This window comes from Geobacter pickeringii, from assembly GCF_000817955.1.
Classification (GTDB): Bacteria; Desulfobacterota; Desulfuromonadia; order Geobacterales; family Geobacteraceae; genus Geobacter; species Geobacter pickeringii.
On sequence record NZ_CP009788.1, the window covers coordinates 92,547 to 109,502 of the forward strand.

The following is a 16,956-nucleotide window of genomic DNA, read 5'->3' on the forward strand; positions in this document are numbered from 1 at the left end:
ACGCTGTGTTATTCGATAACCTTCGGCACCCGGAAGAAGTCCTCCACCCGGTCCGGCGCGTTGAGAAGCGCATTCTCGACCCCGATGGAGGGGCGCACCTCGTCGGCGCGGAAGGCGTTCTCCATCGGCACGGCGTGGGAGGTGGGGACGATGCCGTCGGTGTTCAGCTCGTTGAGCGTCTCCACGTAGGCAAGGATGGCGTCCATCTGGTCGGTGAAGGTCTCCGTCTCTTCCGCGGTCAGCTCCAGGCGGGCGAGGAGGGCGACGGCATCGACTTCGGCTCTGGTTATCTTCATGGGGTGGTCTCCGTCAGCGGTAAGTGTCGCAAATAGAAGGTTGTTTGTAGCATAAAAATTACGCTCTTTCCAGCCCGGCGAATCTCACCAGCAGCTTCTTCGGCCCCACCGAGCTGAACCAGACGATCACCTTCTGCTCGTCCCCCTTCCCCTCGATCTTGCGGATGGTGCCGACGCCGAACTTGCCGTGGCGCACCTTCATCCCGAGCCAGATCCCCTCCTCCTCCGGCTCGTCGGGGATCACCTCCACGTCGGTGAAGTCGGGCTCCATCTCGGTCTCGAAGATGGCCGCCAGGTTGTGGCGCGCCGGCTCTTCGGCCGTCGTTTCCCTCCCCTCGCCCCGGAGGCCGCCGAAGGCGGGCTGGCGCCATTCGTCCTCCAGGTCGAGGAGGTCCCGGGGGATGTCGGCGATGAAGCGCGACGGCATGTTCACCTGGTCCTGGCCGAAGAGCCGGCGCCGCCGGGCGTTGGTGAGGAAGAGCCGCTCCTTGGCCCGCGTCATCCCCACGTAGCAGAGGCGGCGCTCCTCCTCCATCCCCTCCGGGTCGTCCAGGGAGCGGACGTGGGGGAAGAGCTTCTCCTCCATCCCGATCATGAAGACCAGCGGGAATTCCAGCCCCTTGGCGGCGTGGAGCGTCATGAGGGTGGCCGACTCGCGCCGGCCGTCGCTCCTCTCCAGGTCCGAGACCAGGGAGACCTGCTCCAGGAAGGGGGCGAGCCCCTTCTCCTCGCTGGTGCGCGCGAACTCCTCCATGGCCGAGACCAGTTCCTGGAGGTTGTCGAGGCGGTCGTTGGCCTCGTCGGTCCGCTCCTCCTTCAGCCGGGCGGCGTAGCCGGTCTCCTCGATGATGCGGGAGGCGAGCTCCGCAAGGGGAACCTCCTCTGCCAGGGAGGCGAAGCGCTCCATGAGCTGCACGAAGCCGGCGATCTTCCCCCGTGGCCCGGCGGCCAGAAGCCCCCCCGTGGCCGCTTCCCGCAGGGCGTCGGCGAGGATGTACCCCTTGCGCGCCGCCAGCTCCGCCACCTTGTCGACGGTGGCGTGGCCGATCCCCCGGGCCGGGACGTTGATGATCCGCCGCAGCGAGATCTCGTCGGCCGGGTTGGCCAGCACCCGGAGATAGGCAAGGATGTCCTTCACCTCCAGCCGCTCGTAGAACCGCATCCCCCCCACCATGTGGTACGGGATGGCGTCGGCCACCATGGCATCCTCCATGACCCGGGACTGGGCGTTGGTCCGGTAGAAGACCGCCACGTCCCGCAGGTCGCCGCCGCGCCGGACATGCTTCTCGATCTCCCGGCAGACGAAGCGCGCCTCCTCCCGCTCGTCGGCGAGGCGCCGGTAGACGATCCGCTCCCCCGGCGGGTTGTCGCTCCAGAGGGTCTTGGCCTTGCGCCCCCGGTTCTTCGCCACCACCCGCCCCGCGGCGTTGAGGATGTTCTGGGTGGAGCGGTAGTTCTGCTCCAGCTTCACGGTGACGACGCCGGGGAAGTCCTGCTCGAAGTCGAGGATGTTGCGGATGTCGGCCCCGCGCCAGCGGTAGATCGACTGGTCGTCGTCCCCCACCACGCAGAGGTTGCGTCGCTCCCCGGCCAGGAGCCGCACGAGGCGGTACTGGATCGGGTTGGTGTCCTGGTACTCGTCCACCAGGATCCAGCGCCAGCGGTCAAGGAATTTGCGGAGCACGTCGGGGTGCTCCTCGAAGAGCCGCACCGTCTGCATGACGAGGTCGCCGAAGTCGAGGGCGTTGCACTTCTTCAGCCGCTCCTGGTAGCCGCCGTAGACCTTGGCGAGGACCTCGCCGCCGTGGTCGCCGGCGGGGATCTCCTCCGGGGGGATGCCGCGGTTCTTGCAATCGTCGATGGCGGCGGCGAAGGAGCGGGCCGGGTAGCGCTTCTCGTCGAGGCCGAGGGAGGCGATCACCTCCTTGAGGAGCTTCTCGGCGTCCTTGTCGTCGTAGATGGCGAAGGCGGGGTCGTACCCCAGGTGGTGCCCCTCGCGGCGGAGGATCCGGGCGCAGGTGGAGTGGAAGGTGGCGATGAGGGGGGCGTCCCCTCCCCCCACGAGCCGCTCCACCCGCTCGCGCATCTCGCCCGCCGCCTTGTTGGTGAAGGTGACGGCGAGGACCTGCCACGGCGGCACGCCCCGTTCGAGGATCAGGTGGGCGATCCGGTGGACGATGACCCGGGTCTTCCCCGAGCCGGCGCCGGCCAGCACCAGGAGCGGCCCCTCGCCGTGGAGGACCGCCTCCTTCTGGGGGGGGTTGAGGTTTTTTAAAAGATCCATTGGGATACCCCGCATTTATTCAGGAAAAACGGCGCCGTGCGGGCGCCAGCGAGGACTATAGCGGAAAAGGAGACGGCCGGGCAACCCAAAATGAATTCATTTGACAGGGGGAGCGCCGGACTCTATCCTGAACTCCCGATTTGCCCGGAATTACCGAATCTTACCCCCGTTCGAGGTCCCTGTGAAGATCCTCTTCGTCCACCCCCACGGCAGCAACTGGATGGGGGAGGGAACCGATATCACCTCCCTCTTCAACCTGATGCCCCCCCTCGGGATACTCTCCATTGCGGCGTACCTGGAGGCCCGCGGCATGGAGGCCGAGATCGTCGACTGCTACGGCACGGCGCTCCGGGGGGAGGCGCTGGTGGCGGAGATCGTCCGGCGGCGCCCCGATGCGGTGGCCTTTTCCTGCACCACCTCGTCTTTTCTCGAAGGGTACGCCCTGGCGGAGGCTCTCAGGGAGCGCCTTCCCGAGGCCGCCATCGTCTTCGGCGGCCCCCACGCCTGTTCGGTGGGGGTGTCGCTCCTGGACCGCTTTCCGGCCATCGACTACCTCGTCATTGGCGAGGGGGAGCAGACCCTGTACGAGCTGGCCGCCGCCGGCTTCCGCAACGGGGGGGCGATCCCCGGCGTCGGCTACCGGAAAGAGGGCGTCGGCACCCTTTCGGCGCCGCGGGAGCTGATCCCCGACCTCGACTCCCTCCCCTTCCCCGCCTACCGCCGGCTCCCCGACTTCCCCCGGCGCTACACCCTGCCGCTCTTCAGCTACCCCACGGCCCCCAACACGAGCATCATCTCCAGCCGCGGCTGCCCCTACCAGTGCTCCTACTGCGACCGTTCGGTCTTCTCCCGGGGATTCCGCTTCAACTCCCCGGAGTACATCGTGGAGCACCTGAAGATGCTCCACCGCGACTTCGGCATCCGCCACGCCTTCTTCTACGACGACCTCTTCACCACCGACCGGAGCCGCGTGGCCCGATTTTGCGAGCTGAAGGAGCGCGAACGGCTCCCGGTGGGGTATAATTGCATTGCCCGGCTGGAGCATGTGGACGACGAGCTGTTGCGGCTCCTGAAGCGCTCCGGCTGCTGGCAGGTGAACTTCGGCATCGAGTCGGGCGACCCGGAGGTGATCCGCAAGCACCGGAAGTACTACGGCCTCGACGAGGTGCAGGAGAAGCTGGCCCTGGTGCGCCGGGCCGGGATGCGGGTGAAGGGGCTCTTCATGATCGGGCTCCCGGGGGAGAGCGAGGCGTCCATCCGCCGCACCATTGACTACGCCCTCTCCCTCCCCCTGGACGAGATCAACGTCACCAAATTCACCCCCTTCCCCGGGGCCCCCATCTACCGCGACATCCGGGAGCAGGGGGAGTTCGACGAGAGCTGGCCCCTCATGAACTGCATGAACTTCGTCTTCGTCCCGAAGGGGATGACGCGGGAGCAGCTCGAAGGGCTCTACAACGAGTTCATCCGCCGCTTCTACCGCCGGACCCGCATCCACTGGGGGTACACGCAGATGCTCTGGAAGTCCCCCGACAGCATCCTCCGGTTCCTGCGGCACCTGCCGGAGATCCTGCGGTTTGAGATGCGGCAGAAATGGTAGCCTGACACCCTCTCCGGGAGGTGAACGATGCGACGGGCGGCACCGCTTCTTCTGATCATGGTTCTTCTGGGCAGTTCCGTTGCCGGCGCCGTCGACAGCGCCGTCGTCCGGAGCTCCCCCGGGGAGTTCGCCCTCCTCGCCGGCTACGGCATCACCCACCGCGGCTTCGGCGCCACCCGGACCCAGGTCCAGACCGCCGACGCCATCCTCCGCTACGGCCACTTCCTCTCCGACGAGCACGGCGCGGGGTGGTACCGGGGGCGGCACGAGCTCTTCGTGGAGCTCCCCCTCCACCTCACCGTCGACCCCCGGGTCCGGACCATGACCGGGGGGTACCTCCTCGGGAGCTGGAAGTTCACCTCTTCCGACGCCGTGGCCCCCTACCTCTTCGCCGGCGGCGGCGTCCTCTACAACGACCTGGGGCTCGCCACCCAGGGGACCCGCCTCAACTTCTCCTACCAGGGGGGAGTGGGGCTCCAGTGGTTTCTCCGCACAGGGACCGCCCTCGGCATCGAATACCGCTACCACCACGTCTCCAACGCCGGCACCGCCGATCCCAACGAGCCCCTCAACTCCAGCAAGATCCTCTTCGGCATCTCGTTCTACCGCTGATCCAGGGGCCTGTCGCACCCCGTTCCGTCTGCTATACTTGATCGTGCCATGACCATGGACCGCCGCGATTTTCTGAGGCTCGCCGCCACGGCGGGGCTCTCCCTCGCCCTTCCCGGCTGCGCGGGAAACCTCCCGCTGCCGAAGGAGGTCTTCCCTGACTTCGGCGACCGGGAGCGCCCCTGGCTCGGGCTCGCCACGTCGCTCCGGGAGGAGTACGACTACGAGACCCGGATCGAAGGGAGGCTTCCGCCGGCTCTCCGCGGCACCCTCTGGCGCAACGGCCCGGCCCTCTTCGACCGGGGGGGGATGCGCAAACGGACGCTGCTGGACGGGGACGGGATGGTGCAGTCGTTCACGATCCGTGACGGCGGGGTCCGCTACCGCAACCGCTTCGTCAGGACGGCGAAGTTCGTGGCCGAGGAGCGGGCGGGGCGCTTCCTCTACCCCACCTGGAGCACCCAGAAGCCGGGAGGGTTCTGGGCCAACTTCTGGCAGGCCGACTCCATCCCCCCCCAGGCGGGGATCACGGTCTACCTCTGGCGCGGCCGGCTCTATGCCTTCGACGAGGGGACCATCCCCTTCGAGCTCGACCCCGAGAGCCTTGCCACCGTCGGTCCGTCGGACCTGGGGCTTCCCCCCGGCACCGCCGTCTACTCCGCCCACCCCAAACTCGACCCCCAGACGGGGGAGTGGCTCCACTTCGGGGTGAAGTACGGCCCGCGCCCCCGGCTCCACCTCACCACCTTCCGGGCCGACGGCGGCCTCGGGCGCCACCTCGCCTATCCCCTCCCCCGCTACGTCTACATGCACGACTGGATCGTCTCGGGGCGGTACCTCGTCGTCATGCTCCATCCGGTGGAGATCGCATTCTGGGGGTTTCTCCTCGGCTTCCGGAGCCTCTTCGCCTCGCTGCGCTGGCGGCCGGAAGAGGGGAACCTCCTCATGATCGTCGACCGGGAGGGGGCGGGGGAGCCGCGCTTCGTGGAGACCGAGGCGTGCTACATGTGGCACGCCTTCAACGCCTACGAGGAGGGGGGCGAGACCGTCGCCGACTTCATCGGCTACCGCAACCCCGACCACTTCGTGGGGGACGATCCGGTCATCTCCGCCGTCATGGAGGGGCGCCGGGGGAACCATGAATTCCCCGGCGAGATCATGCGCTACCGGATCGATCCCGCCCGCCCGGCGCTCCGGCGCGAGATCCTGAATCCGGGGAACTGCGAGTGGCCCCGCATCGACGAGCGGCTCCGCTGCCGGCGCCACCGTTTCGGCTATGCCCTGAAGTGCCTCCCCGGGCAGTTCTTCTGGTCCCTCGTGGTCCGTGTCGATTTTCTGACTGGAGATATGGTCGAATACTCCTTCGGCAGCGGCGTCTACTGCACCGAGCCGGTCTTCGTCCCCCGCCCCGGCGGCGGGGCCGACGAGGGGTGGCTCCTGGTGGAGAGCTACGACAGCCGCACCCGCACCAGCGCCCTCGCCATCCTCGATGCCGGCCGGATCGCCGCCGGCCCCGTCGCCATCGCCCACCTCACCCACCACGTCCCGTTCAGCTATCACGGCTGGTGGCACCCGGCGGCCGGCTGACATGCCGCCCGCCGCCGCTGGATCCCTGCGGAATTCCGATAATTAATGGTTTTTTGGTTCAATGATTGCAGAGGTTGTGCTATGAATGACCGTTCGCCTTCGGGCGTTCGAGGAACTGACTCACATGCAATCGAACCTGTGCAACAAAATAACCTGCGCCGACGAGGGTGCGGCTGAGGGAGCGGTCGCCGCGGAAGCGCCGGCAGCGGGAGGAACCGGTGACCTCCCGGCGCGGGAGGTGCTGCGCGCGGCCTTCCGGTCGGTGAAATGGCGCCTGGGGCTCGCCCTCTTCGTGGTGGTCTCGCTTCCCGTGGCACTCCTTCCCCGCCGTCTCGCCGTCTGGCTCGGCGGGGTGGCCGGCGCCCTCACCGTCTTCTTCCTCCCCCGGGTACGGCGGACCGCCGTCGGCAACATCCGGGACTCCCTCCCCTACCTTGAGACCCTCCCCGAGTGGGATCCCGCCTGCGGCGACCCCGAGGCGATCGTGCGGCGGACCTTCGCCAACTTCGGCCGGACGGTGGTGGAGGTGCTCACGCTCTACTACGGCCGCGGTGCCGGCCTCATGGCGGGGGTGGAATTCCGGGGGGTGGAGCACTACGAGCAGGCCCGGGCAAAGGGGAAGGGGATTTTCTTCATCACCGGCCACTGCGGCAACTGGGAACTCATGGCCCTCACCTTCGGCGCTCGCTTCGCCGACGTGGCGGTGGTCGCCCGCCGCCAGAAGTATCCCCACTTCAACGGCCTGCTGGACCGGCTCCGCCACGGCTTCGGCAACAGCGTCATCTATGCCGAGGGGGCGGCCCGCAGCATCTTCTTCCGGTTGCGGAAGCAGGGGATCGTCGGCATCCTCATCGACCAGGCGGTGCAGGAGAACGAGGGGGCGGTGGTGGACTTCTTCGGCCGCGGCGCCTGGACCACCACCATGCCGGCGGTGGTTGCCGCCCGCACCGGGGCCCCGCTCCTCCCGATCTTCATCCACCGGGAAGGGGGGCGGCACGTGGTCACCATCTCCCCGGAGGTGGAACTTGCCCCGGCGGACGACCATCGGGAAACCACGCGGCGCCTGAACCGCGCCATCGAGGGGCACATCGCCCGCCACCCCGCCGAGTGGCTCTGGGTCTACAAGCGCTGGAAGCGGACCTGAGCCACCCATGCATTGAAAAAAACGAAGAGGGCTGCCGGATGTGACCGGATCAGCCCTCTTTTTTTGTGCAGCTTCAGAGCGGAGCGGCCGCTATCCCGCGCTCCGCTTCCCCGCCAGCGCCGTCAGGCGCTCCATGTCGTGGATCACCACCCGGCTCCCCTCCACCTCGATGAGCCCCTCCTCCTTCAGCTTGCGGAGCGACCGCGACAGGGTCTCGCTCACCGTCCCGAGGCGCGACGCCAGCTCCCCCTTCTTCATGTCGAGGTCCAGGTAGGTCTTCCCCTGGAACGAGGTCGACTTGCGTCCCGCCAGTTCCACCAGGTAGGCGGCGAGCCGCGCCGGTACCTCGGCGAAGGAGAGCTCCTCGATCTGGCGGGCGAAGCGGCGCAGGAGCAGCGACAGGGAGACGATGAGGTTGAGGGAGAAGCGGGGGTTGCGCTCCAGAAGCCCCATGAATGCCTCACGGGGGAAGAAGATCGCCTCCCCCTTCTCCAGCGCCCGGGCCTCGGCCGGGTACTTCCCGTCGCCGAAGAAGGCCGCCTCGGCGAAGGTCTCGCCGGGGTGGACGAAGTGGAGCACCTTCTCCTTGCCGTCGGGGGAGACCTTGCAGAGCTTCAGGGAGCCGGCGGCCAGGAGGTAGAAGCCGGTGGCCGGCTCCCCTTCCGTGAAGAGGGTCTCCCCCCTGCCGAAGCTGCGCCGGGTGGCGATGGCGGTCACCTCCTCCAGGTTCTCGTCGTCGAGGCCGGAGAAGAGGAGCGATTTTTTGAGGATATCCTTGTTTTCCATGATGTTCCTTTCCCGTGGGGTCGGATCAGAAGCTGTGGGAGCTCTTCATCAGGATGCTCACCCCCAGGTAGGTGAAGAGCGCCACGGCGAAGCCGGCGATGCCGGCCCAGGCCAGGGCCTTCTCTCCCCCCGCCCCCCTGAACCGCAGGTGGAGCCAGAAGCTGTAGAAGAGCCAGAGGATGGAGGTCCAGAGCTCCTTCGGGGTCCAGAGCCAGTAGGTCCCCCAGGCGTAGTATCCCCAGATCCCCCCGGAGACCATGGAGGCGGAGAAGAAGGTGTACCCCACCAGCGCCGCCCGGTACTGGAGGTCGAGGAGCCGCCGCTCGCCGCCGGCAAGGAAGATCCCCCCCAGGAGCGCCCCGATGGCGAAGAGGGCATAGGCGAAGAAGGCGAGCGCCACGTGGAGCTCGAACCAGAGGGTCCGGAGCACCGGCGGCAGCGGCATGGCGAAGGAGGGGAAGGGGAGCGCCAGGAGGGCGAAGAGGGCCGCCGTGCATCCTGCTCCCCAGCGAAAGAGCGCGGAGTCCCGCAGCGCCGGGGCGAAGAGGAACGGCAGCGCCATGAGGCCGATCGCTGCGGAGAAGAAGGCGAGGGTGTCGTGGGGGCCGATCAGCGGCAGCCGCCCGAGGGCGACCCCCCGCAACGCCAGATAGGCGAGCCCCGCCGCCAGTCCGGCCCCGAAGAGGGGGCGCCGGAAGGAGCCGAAGAGGTAGAACAGAGCCGAGACGATCAGGAGCCACTTCATGGCTATGGGCTATAGCACATTCCCCCGGAGAAGGGAAGCCGGCGCGGGGGAGGCCGGCCGGTTTTGACCGGCGGCAATTGGCTGGTAGAATCGATAGATAGTGAACCGCCACCGGTCAGGCAACCGACTACGGAAGGAGGAAAAGATGAAAGGACGCATTGTACGGTTTGGCATCGTTGCCGCCGTGGCGGCCCTCGGCTGCGGGGTGTCGCTCGGGCTCCGCGCGGCGCCGACGGAGGCTGCCCAGCAGTCGAAGTGCATCAGCTGTCACGAGAAGGTGACGCCGGGGATCGTGAAACAGTTCCTCTCCGGCAAGATGGCCAAGGTCATGGACTGCTCCGGCTGTCACGGCAGCGACCACCAGTCGGCCGAGGACGTGGCCAAGGTGAAGCTCCCCACCCCCGACACCTGCGCCAGGTGCCACGAGAAGCGGGTGAAGGAGTACCGCGCCGGGAAGCATGCCCTCGCCTGGGCTGCCATGAAGGCGATGCCGATGATCACCCACCAGCCGTCGGCCGTCGGCGGCGGCGACCTGAAGGGGTGCTCCGCCTGCCACAAGATCGGCGAGAAGGCGATGGGAGACCTGACCCGTTACGGCACCGGCGCCTGCGACTCCTGCCACACCCGCCACAGCTTCTCGGTGAAAGAGGCGCGGGATCCGCGGGCCTGCCGCACCTGTCACATGGGATTCGACCACCCGCAGTGGGAGATGTGGCAGACCTCCAAGCACGGCACCATCTGGGAGATCGAGCCGACCACCGGCCGCGCCCCCACCTGCCAGACCTGCCACATGCCCGACGGCGGCCACAACGTGGAAACCGCCTGGGGATTCCTGGCCCTGCGCCTCCCCGAGGACGACAAGGAGTGGCTGGACAACCGGGTGACGATCCTCAAGGCGATCGGGGTCCTGGACGACAAGGGACAGCCCACCGAGCGGCTCGATGCCGTCAAGGCGGCCAAGGTGGCGCGTCTCACCAAGGAGGATTTCGAGAAGGACCGGCAGAAGATGATCGCGGCGTGCAGCCAGTGCCACTCCAGGAGCTACGCCGAGGCGAACCTGAAGGCGGGCGACGAGGTCATCCGCGAGGTGGACAAGATCTTCGCCGACTCCATCCGGACGGTGAAGGCCCTCTACGACGACGGCATCATCAAGAAGCCGGCCGGCTGGAAGTACACCCCGGACCTTCTCCAGTTCTACGAGGCGAAGACCGCCGCCGAGCAGGAGCTCTACCTGATCTTCCTCGAATACCGGCAGCGGGCCTTCCAGGGGGCTTTCCACGCCAACCCGGACTACATGCACTGGTACGGTTGGGCCAAGGTGAAGGAGGCAGCGACCCGGATCAAGGAAGACGCGGAGCGGATGCGCAAAGAAGCGAAGCAGTAACGCGGGGCCTTGGCGGTCCACCCGAGGCGGGGCGAAAGCCCCGCCTTTTTTGCGTCCCGGGGGGCGGGCGCTCCCCCGGCGGAGGGCGCGAAAGGGGTGGTCATCCAGGGACGCTTCTGCTATAAACGGAAAGGTCTGAGGAAGAACCACGTCCGAGATCGATTCAGGAGGAAGCGATGAAACGGTTTGTCCAATGGATCGCCCTGGCCGCCCTGGCCCTTTCCGCCTTGGGCTGCGCCCACAACCCCTTCAACGTCCCCCGCGACGCCTACGAGCAGAAGGTGAAGGTACTCGGCGTCGCCCCCCTCTTCGTCGACGCCGCTTCCGACATCCGCCTCCCGGAGAAGGATGCCCTCGTCGCCCTGGTGAAGGAGTACAACCGGAAGAACGAGAAAGAGCTGGCGGCGATGCTCAAGGATTCCGGGGCCTACTTCTCGGTCCGCTTCATCGACGCCCTCTCCCCCGACGACCTCTTCCGGACGCTGCTGCTGCGGAGTGAGCGCCGCGACGACGCCGGCGTGGTCTACAACAAGCAGTTCTTCAAGCCCGAGGAGATCAGGACCCTGGTCAGCCAGAACGGCGTCGACGCCGTCCTCCTCGTGGTGGTGAGCGGCCTCGTCAAACAGGACCGGATCTTCTCCAACAACCTCCTCAAGTACCTGGACGCCGACTACAACGACCTGATCATGACCGCCCAGATCCTGGACGCCAGCGGCGCCACCCTCTGGGAATACCCCAACTTCCGCGTCGGCGGCCCCACCACCCCGATCCTGACGGAACTCCAGTATCCCGACTTCGACCAGGCCGCCGCCAACATGGACGAAAAGGTGGAGGTGAAGTTCAAGACGATCCCCGGCATCAGCCGCTACCTCGGCAAGAGGGAAAAGGACCTCCTCTTCCGCGACCGGAAGGCGACGGCCCCGTACTATCACCTCTTCGACGACATGGTGGGGCTCCTCAAGCCCCCGGTGAAGCTCTTCAACGGCGGCGACAAGGGGGCCCCGGAGTCCCGGCCCGAGCAGGAGGCCCCCGCCCCGCCCGCCGCGCAGCCGGTGTCGCAGCCGGTGTCGCAGCCGGCACCGGCCCTTGCCCCTGCCCCCGCCCCCCAGGCCGCTCCTGCCGCCGCGCCGCAGTCGGCGCCGGAACCGGTGGTGGCCCCGGAGCCGGTCAAGGAACTTCCCCTCGACGCGACCCCGGTGAAATAGCACCGTCCGCAGCAGGCACCGTCCGCCCGCGCCCCAACCGGCGCGGGCTTTTTCTTTGGACGTGTCCGCACATGAGCGGTTATCTGCGGAGACGCTCTTTGCCCCTTGTGGGGTGGCACTCTTCATTTACAATTGAGTACGTGACACCGCCACTCCCGGGAGGAACCATGAAACAGCGCGAATTCAAGCCGAGAAACGTCTACGTGGCCGCATCGTACATGGCGCCGGTGGGGCGCTACGACGGCCGGCACCGCGAAAAGCTCTCCTTTCTCGACCTGGCCGAAAAGGCCACGGCGGTCTTCGACGGCTCGCCGGTGAAACCCCGCGACATCGAGGCGGTGGTGGTCGGCTCCCAGAGCCCCGTCGCCTTCTCCGGCGTCGACAACACCGCCGCCAAGATTGCCGGCGTCATCGGCGTCTCCGGCGCCAAGTCGGTCCTCATCGACACCGCCTCCTCCTCCGGCGCCTCGGCCTTCGAAAACGCCTGCCTCCAGATCGCCTCGGGGCGCTGCGACCATGTCCTCGCCATCGGCATCCAGAAGATGAGCGACGCCCCCACCGCCGAGGCGACCCGCATCGTGGCCGGCGTCATCGACCGGGACGAGGCGGAGTTCGGGCTCACCATGCCCGCCTGCGGTGCCCTGGTGGCGCGGGCGCTCATGGAGCGCCACGGCCTCTCCATCGACGAGTGGACCGCCTTCTCGGCGCTGCTCACCCAGCGGGCCCACCGCTACGCCGCCCGCAACCCCGACGCCCACCTGAACGGGGAGATCCCCCTGGAGGAGTACTACCGCCAGATCGTCAGCGGCAAGAACTACCGCTACTGGTGGCCGCTGCGCTATCACGACTTCTGCCCCATGTCCGACGGCGTCGCCGCGGTGATCCTCACCGCCGATCCCCAGGAGGTGCTGGTCTCCGGCGTGGGGAGCGCCACCGACATCCCCACCATCGCCGACCGGAACTACTTCCACTCTTTCCCCGCCACCGTGGCGGCCGCCGCCGAGGCCTACGGCATGGCCGGCATCAGGGACATCCGTTCCTTCGCCGGGAAGATCCACGTGAACATGCACGACCCCTTCAACGGCTTCGGCCCCATCAACATGGTCGATCTCGGCTTCGTCCCCCGGGGGCGAATTCTCGATGCCCTGCTGGACGACGGGATCACCGGCGAGCACGGCCTCTTCCCCACCAACCTCACCGGCGGCCTCAAGGGGCGCGGTCATCCCTTGGGTGCCACCGGCATGATCCAGGTGGTGGAGAACCACAAAATGATCGCCGAGGGGCGCTTCCAGGCCGGCGTCTCCCACTCCATCGGCGGGCCGATCAACAACAACATCGTCATCCTCCTGGAGCGGAGCGACCACTACGGGCGCCGTCACCATGAGCCGTACAAACCATGGGGGCTCCCCTCGCTGGGGCGGCTCAAGCCGAAGGAGGTCACCGTCGACGCCCTCCTGGCTGAAAGCGGCGTCGTGGAGGGAACCTTCGTCACCGCCACCACCCGCTTCGACTACAAGAGCGGCGATCCCGAGGGGATCATCACCATCGTCTCCTGCCGTGCGGCAAGCGGGAAATCGTACCGCTTCCTCTTCGGCATCGCCGGCGAGAACTACCAGCAACTCATCAAGCTTCTCCCCGGCGACCGGATCAGCCTGGAGCGGAGCGACGGCCAGATCCTCCTCAACCGGATGCCGGTGAAGAAGTTCTACCAGCGCACCATCGACGGGCTCGTGGACCTGGCGGGGAGTGGGTGGAAGAGGCTGACGGGATGGTAATTTCCTCTTCCCATGAAGCGAAAAGAGACTATAATCGCTTCATATTTTGAAGCGATTATGGAGAGGAAATGACTCACTACGTCTGGCAATCCCAGTCCTGGCCTGATTTCCGATGGAATGCGGAAGAGCTTCTCGCCCCCCTCGGTGAATGCCGCAGGCTCCAGGGGAGACTCCTTAACGCCATTGCAGCATTGGGAGTTTCCCTCGGAACCGAGGCCCAGGCCGAGATCCTGGCCGAAGAGACCATGACCACTGCCGCCATCGAGGGGGAGCAGTTCGACCTGAAGGCGGTCCGCTCCTCCGTGGCCCGCCGGCTCGGCATCCCCGCCGCCGGGCTCCCGGTGGACCGTCACGTGGACGGCCTTGTGGCGGTGCTTATGGACGCCACCCAGAACTGCGACGAACCGCTCACGGTGGAGCGGCTCCAGGGGTGGCAGGCATCACTCTTCCCCACCGGCTACTCCGGCCTGCACAGGATCAGGGTAGGCCAGTGGCGCGGCGAGGAGCCGATGCGGGTCGTCTCCGGCCCCGTCGGCCGGGAAACCGTCCACTTCGAGGCTCCCCCGGCGGAGCGTATCGAAGAGGAGATGGCCCGTTTCCTGATGTGGTGGGATGAGAGCTTGGGGAAGATGGAGGGACTGCTGCGGGCCGCCATGGCCCACTTCCGGTTCGTGACCATTCACCCCTTCGAGGACGGCAACGGCCGGATCGCCCGGGCCTTGACCGACATGGCCCTCACCCAGGACGACCGGCAACGGATGCGCTCCTACAGCCTCTCCTCCCAGATCATGGCGGAACGGGAGGCATACTACGACGTCCTCGAACGGTGCCAGAAGGGTGACGGCGACATCACCCCGTGGCTCCTCTGGTTTCTCGGCGCCCTTGCCCGGGCCATCACCCGTTCGGAAACGCTCCTGGCCGTGGTGCTCGACAAGGCCGCCTTCTGGCGTCTGCACGGACACCTCCCCCTCACCGAACGGCAGCGGAAGGTGGTCAACCGGCTTCTCGATGCAGGCAAAGGAGGCTTCGAAGGGGGGCTCACCACGCGAAAGTATGCTTCCATCGCCGCCGTAAGTCGCGCCACGGCGTTCCGGGAGATGAGCCAGTTGGTGGAGTGGGGGGTCATCAGGCAGGCGGCGGGGAAGGGCCGGAGCGTCAGTTATGAAATTGTGTGGCCATGAAGAGGAATACTTAACGGCACGTTTCACAGAGATATATGACGTTGACCGAGGTATAAACCGGAGTTATACTTTTCATTGAAGGAGGTATAACTAATGAAAGCCATAAAAACTGCAATATCCATCGAAAAGGATCTCTTTGACCAGGCCGAGAAAATGGCGCAATCCATGAAGGTGTCGCGCAGCAGGCTTTTCGTGATCGCCTTGCAAGACTTCATCGCGCACCAGAAAAACAGGGAGATGCTTGCCCAGATCAACGCGGCCTACGCGGACGACTCCGACACGGCAGAGCAGACCCTTCGCCGGAAATCACGCCGGCAGCACCGGCGCATGGTGGAGGGGGAATGGTAATCAATCAGGGTGACATCTACTGGATTGAACTTGACGAACCCGAAGGCTCGGAACCCGGCTATCGGCACCCCCATGTCATCGTCCAGAATAACCTGTTCAACCGGAGCCAGATAAAGACGGTGGTTGTCTGCCCCCTTACGTCGAATCTCAAACGTGCAGGCGCGCCCGGCAATGTGCTGCTTGAAAAGAACGAAGTCAATCTGTCGAAGCAGAGTGTCGTCAACGTGTCCCAGATTTTCACGGTGGACAAGACGCAACTGGATGAGTACATCGGGACTTTGCCGCCGAAACGGGTTAGTGAGATTCTCGAAGGTGTTAATCTTGTGCTTCAGCCGCGGGATGTAGAGTGAGATATCCACCCCGATACTGCTATCCATAGGAGTCTGTAGTTGTGACCGCAAAACAGCAATCCTGGATGTGCTGTTTTCTGCCAGAAGGAGAATACCCGCCACACTTGTGACCGCACAGAAGCACGGCGAGGCCAAAGAGGGCCAGGCAGCTCGCAAGAGAAATGTTCTGATTGGGTAGATCACCGGTTCACGCGCGTACGCGCGTGAACCGGTCAACAACTTGTTGGCCTACAGTGAATGAACCAATTTGAATAAAAGATAGGCATAAACGGAAGTTATCATGTCAGAATCTCAAAAACTATCACCTCCAGAGAGGCTAGAAAAAATCATTAAAGACGCTGATGCCTTTTTCTCAGCGGCAGAGAGTAGTATCGACCGCTCCATTTCATATGGAGAAAGCGAGTCTGATGCATTCTGGAACCAATTGCCAGATGCTCTCAGAGATGTTGGGTCAGGAATCATAAATGAAATTATTAGCTTCGCCTCGGACATGGCTATTGCAATTCGTCGCTCACCTTTTCTTGGAGAAGAAGATGAAAGGCAAGCCGGTTTAGCTTTAAAAACAATGCGTGCGGCTATTAGATTACGGCGATACAGGTTCTGGGATTCTGAAGTTCTCCATGATGAGGGGACATACATTGGAATGAGACGAGCAGAGCAAGATGATAGTGAGCCAAATCCACCTATGCTCTCTCGACGTCAATTCAATGACGGAGCTGAAAAATTGAGACCAATCGTAGAATTTTCAATTGATGGTAAAGAACTGGATCATCATCCGCTAAGTAAACTCACGTCTTCGACAGGATATAGACCAGGCACTGCATTTATCATGATGTGGATTTCCAAGGATATCCCTGAACTTATTGATGTGGTTGATACAATAAAGAGGTGCTGTAATAAATTTAGCATAATCGCATTAAGAGCCGATGATATTGAGCATAGCGATGTGATCACAGCCAAGATAGTAGAGGAAATTCGGACATCTGAGTTTTTGATAGCTGATTTGTCAGGAGAAAGACCAAGTGTTTATTACGAAATTGGTTTTGCACATGCAATCGATAAACGAGTGATTCTTTATCGGAAGGCTGGTACACCCATTCATTTCGATTTGGCCGCATATAACTGCCCTGAATACAACAACATGAAAGAGCTTGAATCATTGCTAACAAAGAGGCTAACAGCTCTAACGGGAAGGGAGCCTAAGCCATGAATTTAGTTGTTAACACAACTGCTACAAGACCAGTACCGACAAGACCCATGAGTGGTCAGCCATTGAAAATAGAACAAACGATTCCCAACAAGCCGGTTGCACACGGCCTTGAGGCCGGTGAACCGGGCGACCCGTTAGAATTGCGGATCAAAGCGCCACCGTGCTTTCGGCCAGCACCTCTGATCCCCATAAAAGGAAACAATGGAACCGTATCCTTCCTGTGATCACGAACAGTTGCTGGAACTGGCCACCATGCGGATGCCCTTTGGCAAATATCAGGGGCGCCGCCTCATCGACCTGCCGGAGCCCTATGTCGTCTGGTTTGCCGGGCAGGGCTTTCCCGAAGGAAAGCTGGGCACCATGCTGCGCGCCGTCTATGAAATCAAGGTAAACGGGCTCGAATACCTGTTCGACCGGTTACGGTGAAGTTGCCGACCGGCGACAGGACCGGC

General features: G+C 64.6%; 16 protein-coding genes. 12 read left to right on the top strand and 4 right to left on the bottom strand.

What is annotated here, in order from left to right; translation table 11 throughout:
* Positions 1-8 precede the first annotated feature (8 nt).
* The gene (gene gatC, locus GPICK_RS00375; RefSeq protein WP_039739479.1) at positions 9-296 is read right to left on the bottom strand and encodes an Asp-tRNA(Asn)/Glu-tRNA(Gln) amidotransferase subunit GatC; all 288 of its coding nucleotides are present in this window, start codon (positions 294-296) and stop codon (positions 9-11) included.
* 58 nt (positions 297-354) lie between these two features.
* On the bottom strand, positions 355-2,580 hold the full coding sequence (locus GPICK_RS00380) for an ATP-dependent helicase (RefSeq protein ID WP_039739481.1): 2,226 nt from the start codon (positions 2,578-2,580) through the stop codon (positions 355-357).
* 181 nt (positions 2,581-2,761) lie between these two features.
* Between GPICK_RS00380 and GPICK_RS00385 the strand changes: the two genes are divergently transcribed.
* The 4 genes from GPICK_RS00385 to GPICK_RS00400 all read left to right on the top strand — a co-directional run bounded on the left by GPICK_RS00385 (position 2,762) and on the right by GPICK_RS00400 (position 7,520).
* Positions 2,762-4,180 carry a B12-binding domain-containing radical SAM protein gene (locus GPICK_RS00385; protein ID WP_039739484.1) on the top strand — a complete coding sequence of 473 codons (1,419 nt, stop codon included), beginning with the start codon at positions 2,762-2,764 and terminating at the stop codon, positions 4,178-4,180.
* Between the two features lie 27 nt (positions 4,181-4,207).
* Positions 4,208-4,792 carry an acyloxyacyl hydrolase gene (locus tag GPICK_RS00390; protein WP_039739487.1) on the top strand — a complete coding sequence of 195 codons (585 nt, stop codon included), beginning with the start codon at positions 4,208-4,210 and terminating at the stop codon, positions 4,790-4,792.
* Between the two features lie 48 nt (positions 4,793-4,840).
* Entirely contained in the window at positions 4,841-6,376 is a 1,536-nt protein-coding gene (locus GPICK_RS00395; protein WP_039739489.1) for a carotenoid oxygenase family protein, read from the top strand.
* Between the two features lie 124 nt (positions 6,377-6,500).
* A complete protein-coding gene (locus tag GPICK_RS00400) occupies positions 6,501-7,520 on the top strand; it encodes a lysophospholipid acyltransferase family protein (protein ID WP_084201293.1) in 1,020 nt (339 codons plus the stop codon).
* 90 nt (positions 7,521-7,610) lie between these two features.
* On the opposite strand, the gene GPICK_RS00405 is transcribed toward GPICK_RS00400, so the two are convergent.
* Together GPICK_RS00405 and GPICK_RS00410 are read right to left on the bottom strand one after the other, a co-directional pair.
* On the bottom strand, positions 7,611-8,306 hold the full coding sequence (locus GPICK_RS00405; RefSeq protein ID WP_039739492.1) for a Crp/Fnr family transcriptional regulator: 696 nt from the start codon (positions 8,304-8,306) through the stop codon (positions 7,611-7,613).
* A 25-nt stretch (positions 8,307-8,331) separates the two neighbouring features.
* On the bottom strand, positions 8,332-9,051 hold the full coding sequence (locus tag GPICK_RS00410) for a cytochrome c biogenesis protein (protein ID WP_039739495.1): 720 nt from the start codon (positions 9,049-9,051) through the stop codon (positions 8,332-8,334).
* Positions 9,052-9,196: 145 nt separating this feature from the next.
* On the opposite strand from GPICK_RS00410, the gene GPICK_RS00415 reads away from it, so the two are divergent.
* The 8 genes from GPICK_RS00415 to GPICK_RS00445 all read left to right on the top strand — a co-directional run bounded on the left by GPICK_RS00415 (position 9,197) and on the right by GPICK_RS00445 (position 16,930).
* Positions 9,197-10,435, top strand: coding sequence for a multiheme c-type cytochrome (locus GPICK_RS00415; protein ID WP_039739498.1), 1,239 nt, complete (start codon positions 9,197-9,199; stop codon positions 10,433-10,435).
* A 176-nt stretch (positions 10,436-10,611) separates the two neighbouring features.
* Entirely contained in the window at positions 10,612-11,640 is a 1,029-nt protein-coding gene (locus GPICK_RS00420) for a hypothetical protein (RefSeq protein WP_039739500.1), read from the top strand.
* 167 nt (positions 11,641-11,807) lie between these two features.
* Positions 11,808-13,415, top strand: a complete 1,608-nt coding sequence (locus GPICK_RS00425; RefSeq protein WP_039739503.1) for a thiolase family protein — start codon at positions 11,808-11,810, stop codon at positions 13,413-13,415.
* Positions 13,416-13,483: 68 nt separating this feature from the next.
* Entirely contained in the window at positions 13,484-14,596 is a 1,113-nt protein-coding gene (locus GPICK_RS00430; RefSeq protein ID WP_039739505.1) for a Fic family protein, read from the top strand.
* A gap of 93 nt (positions 14,597-14,689) precedes the next feature.
* Entirely contained in the window at positions 14,690-14,944 is a 255-nt protein-coding gene (locus GPICK_RS00435) for a hypothetical protein (protein WP_039739508.1), read from the top strand.
* Positions 14,938-15,294: a type II toxin-antitoxin system PemK/MazF family toxin gene (locus GPICK_RS00440; protein WP_039739510.1), complete on the top strand. Its 357-nt coding sequence runs from the start codon at positions 14,938-14,940 to the stop codon at positions 15,292-15,294. The genes GPICK_RS00435 and GPICK_RS00440 overlap by 7 nt, the downstream gene beginning before the upstream one ends.
* Positions 15,295-15,574: 280 nt before the next feature.
* Positions 15,575-16,504 carry a TIR domain-containing protein gene (locus GPICK_RS17175; protein WP_144400010.1) on the top strand — a complete coding sequence of 310 codons (930 nt, stop codon included), beginning with the start codon at positions 15,575-15,577 and terminating at the stop codon, positions 16,502-16,504.
* Positions 16,505-16,705: 201 nt separating this feature from the next.
* Positions 16,706-16,930, top strand: coding sequence for a DUF3820 family protein (locus GPICK_RS00445; protein ID WP_039739512.1), 225 nt, complete (start codon positions 16,706-16,708; stop codon positions 16,928-16,930).
* The last annotated feature ends 26 nt before the right edge of the window (positions 16,931-16,956 follow it).